The sequence below is a fragment of the Chryseobacterium culicis genome, assembly GCF_002979755.1.
Taxonomy (GTDB): domain Bacteria; phylum Bacteroidota; class Bacteroidia; order Flavobacteriales; family Weeksellaceae; genus Chryseobacterium; species Chryseobacterium culicis_A.
This window is the reverse complement of the sequence record NZ_PCPP01000001.1, coordinates 2,357,726-2,373,079: the sequence shown is the minus strand read 5'-3', so window position 1 is coordinate 2,373,079 and position 15,354 is coordinate 2,357,726. Positions and strand designations below refer to the sequence as shown.

The 15,354-nt window shown below is 36.6% G+C and carries 15 protein-coding genes; 2 read left to right on the top strand and 13 right to left on the bottom strand.

Features of this window, described 5'->3' with window-relative positions; genetic code table 11:
* Window positions 1–17: 17 nt before the first annotated feature.
* The 6 genes from fmt to folK form a co-directional block, all read right to left on the bottom strand.
* Entirely contained in the window at window positions 18–965 is a 948-nt protein-coding gene (gene fmt / locus CQ022_RS10815; protein WP_105681400.1) for a methionyl-tRNA formyltransferase, read from the bottom strand.
* A gap of 164 nt (window positions 966–1,129) precedes the next feature.
* Window positions 1,130–3,037 (bottom strand): ATP-dependent DNA helicase RecQ, encoded by a 1,908-nt coding sequence (locus CQ022_RS10810; protein ID WP_105681399.1) that lies wholly within the window; start codon window positions 3,035–3,037, stop codon window positions 1,130–1,132.
* Window positions 3,038–3,114: 77 nt separating this feature from the next.
* Window positions 3,115–4,554: an OmpA family protein gene (locus CQ022_RS10805; protein WP_105681398.1), complete on the bottom strand. Its 1,440-nt coding sequence runs from the start codon at window positions 4,552–4,554 to the stop codon at window positions 3,115–3,117.
* Window positions 4,555–4,766: 212 nt separating this feature from the next.
* Entirely contained in the window at window positions 4,767–6,293 is a 1,527-nt protein-coding gene (locus tag CQ022_RS10800; protein WP_105681397.1) for an OmpA family protein, read from the bottom strand.
* Between the two features lie 53 nt (window positions 6,294–6,346).
* Window positions 6,347–7,462: a flagellar motor protein MotB gene (locus CQ022_RS10795; protein ID WP_105681396.1), complete on the bottom strand. Its 1,116-nt coding sequence runs from the start codon at window positions 7,460–7,462 to the stop codon at window positions 6,347–6,349.
* A 17-nt stretch (window positions 7,463–7,479) separates the two neighbouring features.
* The gene (folK, locus tag CQ022_RS10790; RefSeq protein WP_105681395.1) at window positions 7,480–7,896 is read right to left on the bottom strand and encodes a 2-amino-4-hydroxy-6-hydroxymethyldihydropteridine diphosphokinase; all 417 of its coding nucleotides are present in this window, start codon (window positions 7,894–7,896) and stop codon (window positions 7,480–7,482) included.
* 20 nt (window positions 7,897–7,916) lie between these two features.
* Here folK and sppA point away from each other — a divergent pair, with 20 nt between their 5' ends.
* Window positions 7,917–9,674: a signal peptide peptidase SppA gene (sppA, locus tag CQ022_RS10785; RefSeq protein ID WP_105681394.1), complete on the top strand. Its 1,758-nt coding sequence runs from the start codon at window positions 7,917–7,919 to the stop codon at window positions 9,672–9,674.
* Between the two features lie 78 nt (window positions 9,675–9,752).
* Here the strand turns inward: sppA and CQ022_RS10780 are convergent, their stop codons facing one another.
* From CQ022_RS10780 to rpmB, 7 genes are all read right to left on the bottom strand, one after another.
* On the bottom strand, window positions 9,753–10,013 hold the full coding sequence (locus tag CQ022_RS10780; RefSeq protein ID WP_050019846.1) for a GlsB/YeaQ/YmgE family stress response membrane protein: 261 nt from the start codon (window positions 10,011–10,013) through the stop codon (window positions 9,753–9,755).
* Window positions 10,014–10,085: 72 nt separating this feature from the next.
* The gene (gene ftsY / locus CQ022_RS10775; protein ID WP_047425904.1) at window positions 10,086–11,039 is read right to left on the bottom strand and encodes a signal recognition particle-docking protein FtsY; all 954 of its coding nucleotides are present in this window, start codon (window positions 11,037–11,039) and stop codon (window positions 10,086–10,088) included.
* Between the two features lie 15 nt (window positions 11,040–11,054).
* Entirely contained in the window at window positions 11,055–11,522 is a 468-nt protein-coding gene (locus CQ022_RS10770; protein ID WP_105681393.1) for a RidA family protein, read from the bottom strand.
* A 142-nt stretch (window positions 11,523–11,664) separates the two neighbouring features.
* Window positions 11,665–12,612, bottom strand: coding sequence for an MBL fold metallo-hydrolase (locus CQ022_RS10765; protein ID WP_105681392.1), 948 nt, complete (start codon window positions 12,610–12,612; stop codon window positions 11,665–11,667).
* Between the two features lie 83 nt (window positions 12,613–12,695).
* Entirely contained in the window at window positions 12,696–12,845 is a 150-nt protein-coding gene (locus CQ022_RS10760) for a DUF4295 family protein (RefSeq protein ID WP_065722020.1), read from the bottom strand.
* A 20-nt stretch (window positions 12,846–12,865) separates the two neighbouring features.
* Complete coding sequence (rpmG, locus tag CQ022_RS10755; protein WP_027373683.1) at window positions 12,866–13,048, bottom strand: 50S ribosomal protein L33; 183 nt, start codon at window positions 13,046–13,048, stop codon at window positions 12,866–12,868.
* Between the two features lie 6 nt (window positions 13,049–13,054).
* On the bottom strand, window positions 13,055–13,297 hold the full coding sequence (rpmB, locus tag CQ022_RS10750) for a 50S ribosomal protein L28 (protein WP_002976757.1): 243 nt from the start codon (window positions 13,295–13,297) through the stop codon (window positions 13,055–13,057).
* A 243-nt stretch (window positions 13,298–13,540) separates the two neighbouring features.
* On the opposite strand from rpmB, the gene CQ022_RS10745 reads away from it, so the two are divergent.
* Window positions 13,541–15,250, top strand: a complete 1,710-nt coding sequence (locus tag CQ022_RS10745) for a T9SS type A sorting domain-containing protein (protein ID WP_228421524.1) — start codon at window positions 13,541–13,543, stop codon at window positions 15,248–15,250.
* The last annotated feature ends 104 nt before the right edge of the window (window positions 15,251–15,354 follow it).

Sequence of the window (15,354 nt, the reverse complement as noted above, 5' to 3'; positions counted from 1 at the left end):
TAATAAGATATAAATCTTTAGATTAATGTGATTCCATCAAAATTTCGGAAACCGTTCAGGAAATCTTTAACCATCATTCTTTTTTTACCTTCCAACTGAAGTTCCAGAGGATAGTAGATTCCGTCCTGGGTATAGATTTTAAATTCATTTTTTGAAATATCAAGAGTTCCTGCTGGCTTTCCGTGATCAGAAAGTTCAAACTTTCCTCCGAATATTTTTAATCCTTTTTCTTCGTTTTCAATCTTCAACGTGGTGAAAGCCGCAGGATAAGGTGACATTCCCAGAATAAACTGATGAACAGTTTTTGAAGGCTGTACCCAATTGATTCGGGTATCTTCCTTGAAAATTTTATAAGCATTTTTAGGATGTTCCACCTGAGGCTGAGGTTTTTCTTCAATCGTATTTTCAGCAAGGGCATCCAACGTTTTTACGACAAGTCCTGAGCCCATCTCCATTAGTCTGTCGTGAAGGCTTCCCGCATTTTCATCAGGCAAAATTTCCATTTCCTGCTGAAGCAGAATATTACCTTCGTCAATTTTTTCATTGATAAAGAAAGTCGTAGCTCCGGATTTTTCTTCTCCGTTAATAACGGCATAATTGATAGGAGCAGCACCTCTGTAATCAGGAAGTAGTGAAGCATGAAGATTGAATGTTCCCATTTTAGGCATTTCAAAAAGTACTTTAGGCATCATTCTGAAAGCAACGACTACAAAAACATCGGCATCCAGTTTTCTAAGTTCTTCTAAAAATTCCGGATTTCTTAACTTTTCCGGCTGGAAAACAGGAATATTATTTTCTTCTGCATAGATTTTTACCGGTGATTGGTGAATTTTTTGTCCACGTCCACTTGCTTTATCAGCTACAGTGACTACACCTACCACCTGATGGTGAGATTGATGGATGGCCTCCAAAGAAGTTTTTGCAAACTCAGGAGTCCCTAAAAAAACGACTTTCAATGATTTCATAGTGCAAAGATAAGTTTTTGATCTGAGAGTCGGAAAGTGTTTAAGTTTGAGGGCAGGAGAGTTTCAGAGATAGAATGAGTTCATCATGATTTTACCACAATAAATTTACTATTCATTGCCCATTACCCATTACTCATTATTCATTACTCATTACTCATTGCTCATTACTCATGATTAAGCGCATACGTTCTGAAGTTCAGCATTCTTACTTTTCCGGAATCTAAAAGAAAAATCAGATTTTCTAATATATTTTCTTTAGAGTGATAGCTCAGTTGTATAGAAAGTTCTTCAATGGTTGCCGATTTTTTAGCTAATACATTGATAATCTGCTGAGAAATATTTTTCCCAAAGATGGATTGTTTGTTCTTTTCACAGACAGAGCACTGGCCGCAGTTTTTTGAGTTCTTTTCACCAAAATAGGCTAAAATTAGTTTCATTTTACAGTAGTCGTTGTTTTCTACGTAAAATTTCATCTCTTCCCATTTCTGGATTTTGTTTCTCTGAATATGTTCAAATAATTTCCAGTAAGCACTGTTTACCGCTCTTTCATCGCGAGGTTTCAGGAATTTGATACTGGATAGCGCTCCATCAATATATTCAAGATAATTCTTTTGCTGCATTTCCTTCAGCCGTTCTTTGATCAAAGGAAGACTGACATTAATTTTATTGCTTACCTGTTGTTCACTGAACATTACTTTATGGGTCGTAATTCCGGATATGGTGCGGAAAAGAAGCTCTATAAAATGAGCATCTTTTTGTGGTAACTGATCTATTTCGTCTGCTTTGATAAAAAGCTCAAGCGAAGACAGACTTTTGTTATCGTTGTAGTAAACAATTTCCTGATTGTGCAAAAAGTTGAGTACATTATTGATTTTCGCTTTCGACAGCTTGGTGAAATTCTGTATACTAAGGCTATTCAGTTGAAAAGTTTTTTCGGGAAGTTCAAACTCTGCTACCTGAAAAATAGAGTAGAGGTAACTAACAATCTTTAAAAACTCCGCTTTGTTTGGGGTCTGATTTTTTAAAACCTGATCAAAATTCAAGAGCTCCTGTTTGTTCCAGAGCATGAAGGCAAAACTGTCTTTTCCGTCTCTTCCGGCCCTTCCGATTTCCTGATAATAATTTTCAATGGAGGCAGCAGGAGAGTAGTGAATGACAAATCGTACATTATCCTTGTCAATACCCATTCCAAAGGCATTGGTAGAAATAAGGACATGGTTGTCGCTGGTGTTCCAGAGATTTTGCCTTGCATTTTTTTCTTTGGTGGTTAAACCAGCATGGAAATAATCCACATTTTTCAGCTGATTTTTCTTCAGAAATTCTGCCAGTAATTCAGCTTCTTTTCTGGTTCTTACATAGACAATTCCGGAGTCGTTGCTGTATTTTAAAATATCAAAAACACGCTGAAATTTATCAGACACTTCATCAGTAAAGATTTTGATATTCTCTCTTTTGAAACTTTTTTGAAAAACAAAAGGCTTTTTAAGTTCCAGCTTATTTTTAATTTCTTCCAGTACTTTGGGCGTAGCTGTTGCAGTCAGAGCAAGACAGGGAATCTCAGGGTTATTACTTCTGAATCCTTTTATATTCTGATAGCTGGGTCTGAAATCCTGCCCCCATTCTGAAATACAGTGCGCTTCATCAACGGCAATAAAGGATAACTGAATTTCCCCCATGTTTTGAATAAACTGAGTGTTGGTAAGTCTTTCAGGAGAAACATAGAGAAGTTTTGTAAGACCTTCTTTGCAGCGGTCATAAATCGTTTCAGCATCATATTCATCCAGTTCAGATGAAAGGTATTCTGCTTCTATACCACGGGATTTGAGCTGATTGACCTGATCTTTCATCAATGCCAGCAAAGGAGAAATTACAAGGCATGTTCCTTCTTTTAATAGGGCAGGCAATTGATAGCATAAAGATTTCCCTGCTCCTGTAGGCAACAGAACCAGCGTGTCCTTTTCGTTGATGACAGCATTGATAATTTCTTCCTGAGAATCTCTGAAGTCTGTATAGCCCCAGAAATACTTAAGAGTATCATATTTTAGCTTTTGAAAATCCTGCGGAGAAATCATGGTGTAAAAATAAGGAAAGAATTAGACAAAAAAAGTCACGCAGGGCGTGACTTTCATATGATATATCAATATGTTTATTATTTAGCTTCGAAGTATACTCTTCTATTGGCTCTGTTTTTCCATTCAGGGCACTTCGTTGCTGGTTCACACTCAGGGTATTTAAGGTCTTTTTCACCTTTTCCTACTGCCTGTAGTTTACCATTTTGAACACCGTTTTTGATCAGATAGTTCTTAACGTTGTTTGCTCTTCTTTCAGATAATTTTTGGTTGTAAGCGTCAGTACCTCTTGTATCCGTAGCTCCGATTACATTGTAAGAACCAGTTGAAGAATTAATATAGTTTACTGCATTATTTAAAATTGGAGTATTTGATGGTAAAATTCTGTCAGAATTTAAGTCAAATTCAATTCCTTCCAATTTAGTTTCTGTTTCTACTACAGGTCCTGTTGTTGCTACCGGACATCCGTTGTTTTCAACAGGTCCAGGAACAGTTACACACTTATCGTAAAGGTCAATAACTCCGTCTAGGTCAGTATCAAGCGCAACTCCGGCACCATCCACTCTTGCCCCTGCAGGCGTATCAAGCTGTCTGTCCCAATCGTCACATACCCCATCGTTATCAGCATCTCCTTTTTTACAAACTTCGATATCCTGGTTTTTATTAGCCAGTACATCAAGTTTATAATAGATTTCCTGAAGTGGGTCATGCCACATTAAGTGAGATTCGTGTTTTCCAAGTTTTACAGAAAGACCTAAAGTAGCATTGAAGAAGTTGTCAGAAACCTGTTCAGAACGCTTGTTGATAGCGCTGTACGCATCACCACCACCATCAAATTCATCATCACCGGTTACCACATACATTAATCTCCCTTCAATATCAATTCTTCTGTTCACTTTGAACTTCAGACCTGTACCAGCCTGCATGAATAAAGATCCTAATTGGAAAGGCTTAATTTCAGTCATCAATCTCTGTTTGTTACTCCCGTCTTTCTGGTATGCTCTGTAGGCAATAGTACCAATACCTGCATATCCATGAAGTGCCCATCTGTAAGGAGAGTGGTTATCAACTCTTCTTAATAGGTTAGAAAAATTAATGTCTCCTAAAATAGAGATTGCATCATACTGAGTTCTTGCTCCTACTGCTGATGCATCTGGTGCTGCATTTTTAGTATTGAACCATCCTTGTCTGGTTTCACCTTTGTCATATTGTAAATTGATCCCAAAAGCATGGGTAATCGCTTTATCAATACTTACATAAGCTGAATATCCAAAAAGGTTTTTACCATTACCATTTTTGATAGAGGTCAAATCCGCTGACTGAAGAAGTGGAACACCTACCCCGGCAGAAATAGACCAATCGTTAAATCTTTTAGATTGATTGGTGAATGGGGAAACATTAGCAGATCCCGAAGAAAATGTATTAGGATACTCTCCTTTTGAAACTGCCGTTGAGTCTTGTGCATATGTGGCAGAAGGAATTGCCAAAGCTAATGCAACAATTGCTAAACTTAATTTCATAGTGTTATTTTTTTAAGTTAAGTTATTTTAAATGATTTTTTACGCTAAAAAGTGATATTGCGTTAATTTTTTTCAGGAGAAACTCGTTGATTTCTAATGTGTTTCATACAGTTGTCCTGAAAATAATGTTAAAGGTATGTAAAAAAATTCGTAGTAGAAAAAAAATAAACCGAAAAGAGTAATTCTTTTCGGTTTGTAAAGTATTTGAAAATTTATTTCTTCTTTTTCTTAGCAGGAACTTTTTTTACTGCTTTTTTTACAGGAGCATCTTCATAGTCTTTCTTTTTAATAGAATCCCATTCTGAACTTTCTATAAATCTTACAGTAACTTTTCTGTCTGCCATTCTTTCAGCATCTGAAGCTGATGCAGGAATTGTTGCTTCAGCAGAGCCTACTCCTCTTGATTTCAAGACATTTTCATTGATGCCTCTGTTTTCCAGAGCTCCTACTACAGCAGCTGCTCTTTCTTTAGAGAGTCTTAGATTGTACGCTGCATTTCCTTTGATATCCGTATGTCCTGTTAACAGATAGTTACCTCCGTTTTCTTTAATAATTGAAGCAGCCAGATCCAATTTCTCGTTAGATTCAGGTCTGATCGTTGCTTTATTAAAGTTGAAATAAATATCCTTAAGAGTTTTCTCTACTTCTACAGCAGTTTGTTTATTGTCTTTAACGATAGGACATCCGTTGTTTTCAACAGGTCCAGGAACAGTTACACACTTATCGTAAAGGTCAATAACTCCGTCTAAGTCAGTATCAAGCGCAACTCCGGCACCATCTACTCTTGCTCCTGCAGGAGTATCAAGCTGTCTGTCCCAATCGTCACATACCCCATCGTTATCAGCATCTCCTTTTTTACAAACTTCGATATCCTGGTTTTTATTAGCCAGTACATCAAGTTTATAATAGATTTCCTGAAGTGGGTCATGCCACATTACATGAGATTCATGCTTACCTAATTTGAAGGAAAGCCCTAAAGTAGCATTGAAGAAATTGTCAGAAACCTGCTCAGAACGCTTGTTGATAGCGCTGTACGCATCACCACCACCATCAAATTCATCATCACCGGTTACAACATACATTAATCTCCCTTCGATATCAATTCTTCTGTTCACTTTGAACTTCAGACCTGTACCAGCCTGGAAGAACAGAGAACCTAATTGAAAAGGCTTAATTTCAGTCATTAATGTCTGTTTGTTATTCCCGTCTTTCTGGTATGCTCTGTAGGCAATAGTACCAATACCTGCATATCCATGAAGTGCCCATCTGTAAGGAGAGTGGTTATCAACTCTTCTTAGTAGGTTAGAAAAATTAATGTCTCCTAAAATAGAGATTGCGTCATACTGAGTTCTTGCTCCTACTGCTGATGCATCTGGTGCTGCATTTTTAGTATTGAACCATCCTTGTCTGGTTTCACCTTTGTCATATTGTAAATTGATCCCAAAAGCATGGGTAATCGCTTTATCAATACTTACATAAGCTGAATATCCAAAAAGGTTTTTACCATTACCATTTTTGATAGAGGTCAAATCTGCTGACTGAAGAAGCGGGACACCTGCTCCTACTGAGATAGACCAATCATTAAATCTCTTGGATTGGCTGGTAAATGGAGTAACATTGGCAGATCCTGAAGAAAATGTATTTGGATATTTTCCACTAGTATCTGCAGTTGAGTCTTGTGCATATGTGGCAGAAGGAATTGCCAAAGCTAATGCTACAATTGCTAAACTTAATTTCATCGTGTATTATTATTTGATTTCTTTTTAGAAAAAGAAGTTTAAGTTTTTTTAAATTATTTAATTGGGCATCCGTTATTTTCAACAGGTCCTGGTACAGTTACGCACTTATCATAAAGGTCAATAACTCCATCCAGATCCATATCTAAAGCAACTCCGGCACCATCTACTCTTGCTCCTGCAGGAGTATCAAGTTGTCTGTCCCAATCATCGCATACTCCATCATTGTCTGCATCTCCTTTTTCGCAAACAACAAGGTCGGTACTTGCATTTTCAAGAACGCTGGTTCTGTAATAAGCTTCCTGAAGCGGATCATGCCATGCCAGGTGAGATTCTTGCTTTCCTAATTTGAAAGATAATCCTAAACTTACCGTCCAGGCATTATCAGATCTTCTGGAATTTAGCATATTATATTTTGAACCCGGAGTGGAAGGGTCATAATCATTAGGATCAGCCCATCCGCCACCATCGAATTCATCATCACCACTGATAATGTACATGGTTCTTGCTTCAACATCAATAAGTTTTGAAACATTGTATTTTATTCCCAGACCTCCCTGATAGAAGATAGAGTTGATATCAATGTCTTGCTTAATGAATAAAGGGGTTCTTCTTGGAGTAGTACTCCATCTGAATTCGTCATTGTCATGTAATGATGTTCTGAATCCCTGAACTCCAATCCCCATATATCCGTGGAAAGCCCATCTGTATGGAGAATGATTGTCTACTCTTCTGAATAAATTTGAGAAGTTGATATCTCCTAATAAAGAGATGTTGTCAAATTGTGTTGTTGCAGTAGCTACTCCTGATTTTACACCTGCAGCACCGGGAAGTTGGGCTGTCTGTTTCGTTTCTCCTCTCATATACATAACGCTTAATGCGAATGCATGTGTGATTTGTTTGTCCACGCTTACATAAGCATTATAACCCCAATTGGTCTTATCCTTGCGGATAGATTTTAAATCAGAGTGTACCATAAATGCAGGACCTCCTCCGACAGAAATAGACCAGTCTCTGAAACGTCTGGCTTTATTGTCAAAGGGTTGTACATTAGCGGAACCTGAGGAGAATGTATTAGGATACTCTGTGGAAGAGTTTACTGTAGTGCCGCTGTTCTGTGCGAAAGCTGCAATTGGCAATGATGTAGCCAATAATAATAAACCTAATTTCATACAATATGTTTTATGTTTTAAATAAAATCTTTCAATAATATTCTGGAAAAATCCCGTTCAAAAAGATGTTTTTTATGAGGGATTTCTAACCTTTCTGATTTAAAATTTAACTCATTATACTTAATGATATCAATGTCTATTATCCTGTCAGTATACCCTCCGGATACTTTTGAATCATTAATTCTTCCCATCTCAACTTCTATATTCTTAATACAATCAAGCAGTTGGATTGGTGAAAGATGTGTGAATATTATTGCTGCAATATTACAAAAAATATTGGAACTGGCAAACTCTACGGGGTCAGACATTAAATATTCGCTGATTTGTGAAATGTTATTTCCGGCATCATTTATCTTCTTTAATGCAAGCTCTACATTTTTTTTTTGCTCTCCTAAGTTACTTCCTAGTAACAAAACGACCTTATGCTGCGACATATTGTAAAATTGATTGATTTATGAGAAGTTTCTTCAAAAATGTTTTGGCAAATATAGTAGCAATTATCATACTTTGCTCTCTATTTTTCATCTTTTTCATTATGATGATTGTGTTCAGTTCGATGGGAAATGATAAGTCGGTGGCGGTGAAAAAGAACTCGGTTCTTACGATTAATTTAAAAACAAATATAATCGATAGTCCCACTGAAGAAGAGATGGGGTTGTTCGGATTAGGTGCCCAAAATAAAAGTATCCTTATATATGATGCATTGGAGGCTATTAATAAAGCAAAAACTGATGATAATATTAAAGGAATCAGTATAGAAACTGATTATTTATCTGCGGGTCTTACTCAAATTGATGATCTGAGAAATGCTATTGAAGATTTCAAGAAAAGCGGAAAGTTTGTATATGCTTATGGAAACGGAGTATCACAGTCGGCCTATTATTTAGGATCTGTTGCTGATAAATATTATCTTCACCCGGCAGGAATGATCGAATTAAAAGGTCTTTCTACGGAGGTTACTTTCTTTAAAGATTTTGCTGATAAATATGGAATAGGAATTGAAGTGATCCGTCACGGTAAATTTAAGTCTGCAGTAGAACCTTTTTTAAGAAATGATATTTCTCCTGAAAATAAAGAACAGCTAAGCACTCTTTTGAATGATCTTTGGAAAAACACTTCCAATAAAATGGCTGCTTCAAGAAAGATTGACACTGCTCAGTTCAGAACGATTACAGATAGTTTATACGGAATGATTCCTGAACAAGGCGTAAAATATAAACTTGCGGATAAACTTATCCAGAAATCAGAATATGAAGATCTTCTTAAAACGAAGTTAAATGTAAAAGATAAAGAAAAGCTTAATAAAGTTTCTTTGGCAAGCTATATCAATTCTTATGCAGAGGATGATCAATCTGGTGAAAAAATAGCTGTGCTTTATGCCTCCGGATCTATCAATAATGGTGATGAATACAATGATATTCATTCTGAAAAATATGTAAAGTATATCAAAAAACTTCAGGAAGATGATAAAGTGAAAGCGGTTGTTTTCAGAATCAACTCTCCGGGAGGAAGTGCAAATGCTTCAGACGAAATCTTATTTGAATTGCAGCAGCTGAAAAAGAAAAAGCCACTGATCGTTTCTTTTGGTGACTATGCAGCATCAGGAGGATATTATGTAGCCATGGCAGCGGATAAAATTTATTCAGAGCCTAATACACTTACCGGTTCTATCGGAGTGTTCGGGGTGATGCCTTATTATAAAGATATTGCGGCTAAAAACGGAATCCGTGCAGATATTGTTTCTACCAATGCCAACTCTATGTATTATTCCGGATTAAACGGAGTAACCCCTTACGGAGTAAATATGATGACAAGAAGTGTAGAAGGTACCTATAAGAGATTTGTACATTTTGTGACTCAGAACAGAAAGAAAACTTTTGAACAGATTGACAATGTAGGTGGCGGTAGAGTATGGAGTGGTGTTCGTGCTAAAGAAATAGGATTAGTAGACGAATTGGGTACTTTGACAGATGCAGTGAAGTTTGCCGCGCAGAAAGCAGGATTAAAATCTTACCATGTAGAGGCTTTTCCTAAGAGAATGTCTCCATTTGAGCAAATCTTCAAAGATCTGAACGAGGAAGATGTTTCTGCAAGAATCATTAAAAATAAAATAGGGAAGTCCAACTATGAAATATTGCAGCAGATTACAGATAAAAAACTACAGTCTGAGGTAAAAATGGAAATGCCTTATCAGATTAGAATCAACAACTAAACTAAATTTTATATTGTATACAAAAATCCCGGACCTGAAATTTCAGATCCGGGATTTTATTTTTTATCAGCGTTAATATCAGCTTTTCTTTGTTGCCATTCCGTAAATCCAGAGGATAATTAAAGCGCCTCCAATTGAGAGAATCCAGCTTCTAGGATTCCAGAATGAAGTGACATCTCCCCAGTGTAGAATGTAAACTCCTATAGCTCCTCCTATAAACGCTCCCAGAATTCCCAGGATAATAGTGATAAGCCATCCTCCTCCCTGAGTTCCCGGCATGATCATTTTAGCGATAGCACCTGCAATAAGACCAAATAAGATCCATGTTAATATTCCCATAGTTGCAAATTTTTTTATTGTTAATATTTAAAAATGATTTGTTTACTAATATAAGGGAAAACATGATATAAATCATCTTTTCTTGAAGAATGAGTCTACAAATTCCGTACCATTAAAAAGCTGTAAATCCTGCATTTTTTCGCCTACACCAATATATTTAACCGGAATTTGGAATTGATCGGAGATACCAATTACAACACCTCCTTTTGCTGTTCCGTCCAGTTTGGTTACTGCTAATGCATTTACTTCTGTAGCAGCGGTAAACTGTTTTGCCTGTTCGAAAGCATTCTGTCCTGTAGAGCCGTCAAGTACCAGTAGGATCTCATGGGGTGCATCAGGAATTACTTTCTGCATTACCCTTTTGATCTTGGAAAGTTCGTTCATCAGGTTGATTTTATTGTGAAGTCTTCCTGCCGTATCGATGATTACTACATCCGCGTTTTGTGCAACCGCACTTTGTACAGTGTCAAATGCTACGGAAGCAGGATCAGAGCCCATTTCCTGTTTTACAATAGGAACGCCCACTCTTTCGCTCCAGATGACAAGCTGGTCTACTGCAGCCGCTCTGAAGGTATCAGCCGCACCAAGAACCACCTTTTTACCTTCTGATTTGAACTGATGAGCCAGTTTCCCTATAGTCGTTGTTTTGCCCACTCCATTCACTCCTACAACCATGATGACATAAGGCTTTTTGGAAGTGTCAATATTTCCTGTACCGGCATGAGGATTTTCAAGCAATAATCCTGAAATCTCATCACGAAGAATTTTGTCAAGCTCGTTAACGCTTACATATTTGTCTCTGGCAACACGTTCTTCAATTCTTCCTATGATTTTGATAGTAGTAGAAGCGCCTACATCTGAAGCAATCAGTACTTCTTCAAGATCATCAAGTACCTCATCATCTACTTTACTTTTGCCGACTACGGCTTTCGTCATTTTTTCAAAGAATCCCTGGCTGGATTTTTCCAATCCTTTGTCTAAAGTTTCTTTTTCTTCTTTTTTGAAAATATTTTTAAACCAACTCATAGTTTTAGTTTATTCTTATTTATTTTTAATCACTGCTGTGGCTTCTACTTCTATAAGCACATCATCTCTGAAAAGCCTGCTCACTTCTACAAGGCTGCTTACAGGAGGATTTTGAAGATTGACATACAAATCCCTAACTTTTCTGAAATCAGCTGTTTTTTTGATATCTGTGGTGTAGATTACCAGTTTGATAATATCTTTTCCTGTGCCTTCATATTCTTTCAGGATGTTTTCAATATTTTTGAAAATCTGCTGTGCCTGATCTTCAATAGTATTCCCCACAACGTTACCCTCCAGATCCAGAGGCACCTGTCCGGATAATAAAACCATTTTAGAACTGCCACAGTCAATACTGACTGACTGAGATAATCCTTTTATGTTGAAAACTTTCGGCGAACTTTTATATTCTACAGGGTTCATTGTTTTCTGACTGAATGAAAATAGAAAAGTTGCTGTACATAACAGAACAAGAATCTTTTTCATATTTTGCTGATTAATAATCTGGTGAGCAAAGATAGCAAAAAAACTACCCAAAAAATGAGTGTTTTTTTTACATTATCTATAAAATATAGACTATCTCACCACGTTAAGCCCGTTGTATTGTGTATCTTTTTCTTATTTAAAATTATAGTTCTACCGTATCTCCAAGCATTGCAATATTAAATCCATTGGCCAGAACCGTTTTACTCTGCTGGCTATCCGGAATTAAAAGTTTGTTGGTGTGATTGAAGTGAATAAAGTAGATTTTCTTTTTTTCCTGAACCGGCAGGTTTTTAAAAAGCTCCATGCTTTCCGTTACAAATGGATGGGGAATTTCTGAGATATCTCTGAAACCTACTTCTTCAGCGTCATAAAACGTGGCATCTAAAAATGCATAATCAACCTTTTTGATGAAATCTGTAATGCTGTGCTTCCATGTATTCCATTTATCAATATCGGGTATAAATAAAGCCTTCTTATGGGGTCCCTGAATTAAGTATCCTACTGTTTCGGAGTATTCATCCCGATGGGGCACTAAAATAGGAGTGACCTGAAGATGAGGATTTATTTGTAGTGGCACTTCATTCTTCATTTCCCGGACTTCAATGTTTTTTAAATGAACCAATTGTGACCAGGGTCCGTTATTCTCAAAATACTTCTTAAGTATCGGCATAGCATACACCGGAACATTTTTAGAATTCATACCTTCTCTTCCCAAAAACATCAAACCTGTATAATGGCCAATGTGGGCATGCGTGATAAAAATTCCATCCGGAGCTGTTTTTTCCAATGTGCCGGATTTTTCCTGTAACCATTGAAGTTGTGAAGTAAAATCAGGACTGCTGTCGAAAATATAATTTTTTTGCAGATCGTAATCAATGACTCCCATTGATATAATTTTCCGATCTTGTCTGGGATGTTTCCAAAGATCAGCACAACAGCTTTTCTTACAGCCTGCCTGTGGTGAACCTGCATCCTGTACATTTCCAAGGACCGTTAAAACGACTCCTTTATTTGTATTTGTTTTAATACTTTGAGCCGAAATGGGACAGAAAATAATGGTGCCCAAAAGCAGCGTAAACAACGATTTCATTTGTATGTTTTTTAAGCATAAAAATAACAAAAAAACTACTCACAAAATATGAGTAGTTTTTTATATTGTAAACAAAGTACAGATTATTTCTTTAAATAACCATCTACTTCGTCAGCATTCATTACTTTTTCTTCGAAAACGTAAGCTCCTGATTTAGAAGACTTAACCATTTTCACCACTTTAGTCATTTTTTTAGACCCAGTTTGTAGGGTTGCTACTACTTTCTTTGCCATGGTAAGTTATTATTTATAAATTACTTAATTTCTTTGTGAAGGGTAGATCTCTTAAGAACAGGATTGTATTTTTTCAATTCCAATCTCTCTGTAGTGTTCTTTTTATTTTTTGTAGAAATGTATCTAGACATTCCTGGCATACCACTTTCTTTGTGCTCTGTACATTCAAGGATTACTTGAACTCTATTTCCTTTTTTTGCCATGATTTATTAATTCTTTTTAATCAATCCGTTTCTAGTAGCTCTTTCAATAGCTTCCTCGATTCCAATCTTGTTAATCACTCTCAATCCATGAGCTGATACTTTCAGTGTAACGTGCTTATCTTGCTCTGGAAGGTAAAACTTCTTCTCTAATAAGTTAATTTCAAAACGACGCTTCGTTTTGTTATTAGCGTGAGAAACGTTGTTACCAACCATTGCACGCTTTCCTGTTATTTGGCAAATTCTTGACATATCTCGATGTTCTTATTTGTATAATATTTGAGAGTGCAAAATAACGAAGAATTTTTTAGATAGACAAATCTTTTAGAAAATATTTGCAAATAAGTGGCTGATTAATAATCATGAATTTTTAAAATAGTAGAATCCTTGGGATACAGCAGTTAATCAGTGCTGATATATTTCATACAGGCTTTTTTTTAAGCAAAGAATTTAATATTCTATCTTTGTTTTTAATTAATCTAAATAAAAACAACTATGAGGAGGATTTATATTTTATGGTCTATGTTGCCTGTCAGTCTGATGGCTCAGAACTTTACTGAGGTGCAGACCAGCATGAATAATTTTTATTATTCAGCAGCTGATATTGCGGATATAGACAACAATGGTACGCTGGATATTGTACTCAATGGTGCAATAGATTCTGACGGTGATGGAAATGTAGACAGTACCTACAATGAAGTATATCAGAATAACGGGACGACTTTATTACCGTTTGCAGGATTAGGAGCAGATGTGACGCATCTGGGAGATATTAAGTTCATTGACTATAATAATGACGGGCTGATGGATATTGTTTCTACAGGACTCAGCTATTGGGATGTTGTTAATTATAAACAATACCGATTCAAAAATACCGGGACAGGATTTGTAAAAGAAGCAGAGTTACCCGGTAAAATATATGGTTCTCTGGAAGTTTTTGATTTTAATCATGACGGAAAACCTGATTATGCCATTAATGGTACTCAATATGCTCATGGAGGAGGTTTCGGAAATAGCCTGGATTATTATAAAAATACAGGGACTGATTTTGTTCTGACGGAAAACTGGGTGGATGGAACTCAGAGCGGAAGTTTTAAAGTGGTAGACCTTAATAACGATCATCTTCTGGATCTTGTGATTATCGGATCGGATATCAACGGGGATCCTGTATCCAAAGTATATATGAATCAGGCAGGGGTTCTGACTCATACTCAGGATCTTGCTCCCGTAGCAGTAGGGAAAATAGATTTTGCAGACTTTAATGCAGACGGTTTTCAGGATATCGTGGTGATTGGAAGGGATGCCAATGATGATGGGTATTTTGCCGTTTTAATGAATGATGGTACCGGTACACTGAATGCTCAGACCATTGCGGTAGGGGATATTTCAGATGCGGCATTAAGTGTTGGTGATCTTAATAATGATGGGTATTACGACTTTATCATTTCCGGGAATGAAAACTATAATGCCGTTGTGAAAACGTATATCTATAATGCATCCAATAATACATTTAATGAAGGAATCATAACGGGTATCCATGAACTGGGAGGTCCGGGGATGGTTCAGCTTTTTGATTTTAATAACGATCATCATCTGGATATCTTACTGGGTGGATTCGACTGGGCTGCTTCTGATTTGCCTTCACTAACGAAAGTATTTAAAAATAATGCTACAGCGGCCAATGCAAAACCTGCGGCACCTACTCAGCTGAATATGACGAAAAACGGAAACAGGTTCAATTTTACCTGGAGCGGAGCATCGGATGATAAAACTCCGGTGAATGCCTTACGTTATGAAATTACCGTAGGATCTACACAGGGAGCTCATGATATTGCTAAGTATGTAGTAACCACACCATCATGGTTTCTGGATCTTGATCCGTCCATTCAGAATGTATACTGGAGTGTAAAATCTATTGATGCTTCAAAAGTGTATTCTGATGCTTCTACTCAAAGTGTGCTGGGAACAGCGGACATCAAATCTGAAAAGCAACTTGTTATCTATCCTAATCCGGTATCAGATAAAGTGTATATCAAAGGCGAAAAAGTTTCAGAAGCCGAAATGTATTCGATGGATGGAAGAAAACTGAATATTAAGGTAAACGGAGATCAGTCTATTGATGTTTCTCATTTACCTAAAGGAGTATATTTATTAAAACTGAAGATAAAAAACGAAATAACCACCAGAAAACTTACGATTAAGTAATTGAATCAATTCTATCTTCTATCAATGAGAAAAGCCAGACGTCCAGCTGGCTTTTCTCTTTTTTTATGTAAAAAATCTGTAGAATTTGCGAGTATTCTATTTTC

Bases quoted from the DNA above. Each gene is read 5' to 3' on its own strand.
- CQ022_RS10770 (WP_105681393.1), bottom strand. From the start codon at position 11,522: ATGAAAAAGATTCTTGTTCTGTTATGTACAGCAACTTTTCTATTTTCA.
- rpmB (WP_002976757.1), bottom strand. From the start codon at position 13,297: ATGTCAAGAATTTGCCAAATAACAGGAAAGCGTGCAATGGTTGGTAAC.
- rpmG (WP_027373683.1), bottom strand. From the start codon at position 13,048: ATGGCAAAAAAAGGAAATAGAGTTCAAGTAATCCTTGAATGTACAGAG.
- CQ022_RS10760 (WP_065722020.1), bottom strand. From the start codon at position 12,845: ATGGCAAAGAAAGTAGTAGCAACCCTACAAACTGGGTCTAAAAAAATG.
- CQ022_RS10795 (WP_105681396.1), bottom strand. From the start codon at position 7,462: ATGAAATTAGGTTTATTATTATTGGCTACATCATTGCCAATTGCAGCT.
- fmt (WP_105681400.1), bottom strand. From the start codon at position 965: ATGAAATCATTGAAAGTCGTTTTTTTAGGGACTCCTGAGTTTGCAAAA.
- CQ022_RS10800 (WP_105681397.1), bottom strand. From the start codon at position 6,293: ATGAAATTAAGTTTAGCAATTGTAGCATTAGCTTTGGCAATTCCTTCT.
- CQ022_RS10805 (WP_105681398.1), bottom strand. From the start codon at position 4,554: ATGAAATTAAGTTTAGCAATTGTTGCATTAGCTTTGGCAATTCCTTCT.
- CQ022_RS10765 (WP_105681392.1), bottom strand. From the start codon at position 12,612: ATGAAATCGTTGTTTACGCTGCTTTTGGGCACCATTATTTTCTGTCCC.
- CQ022_RS10780 (WP_050019846.1), bottom strand. From the start codon at position 10,013: ATGGGAATATTAACATGGATCTTATTTGGTCTTATTGCAGGTGCTATC.
- CQ022_RS10810 (WP_105681399.1), bottom strand. From the start codon at position 3,037: ATGATTTCTCCGCAGGATTTTCAAAAGCTAAAATATGATACTCTTAAG.
- sppA (WP_105681394.1), top strand. From the start codon at position 7,917: ATGAGAAGTTTCTTCAAAAATGTTTTGGCAAATATAGTAGCAATTATC.
- CQ022_RS10745 (WP_228421524.1), top strand. From the start codon at position 13,541: ATGAGGAGGATTTATATTTTATGGTCTATGTTGCCTGTCAGTCTGATG.
- folK (WP_105681395.1), bottom strand. From the start codon at position 7,896: ATGTCGCAGCATAAGGTCGTTTTGTTACTAGGAAGTAACTTAGGAGAG.
- ftsY (WP_047425904.1), bottom strand. From the start codon at position 11,039: ATGAGTTGGTTTAAAAATATTTTCAAAAAAGAAGAAAAAGAAACTTTA.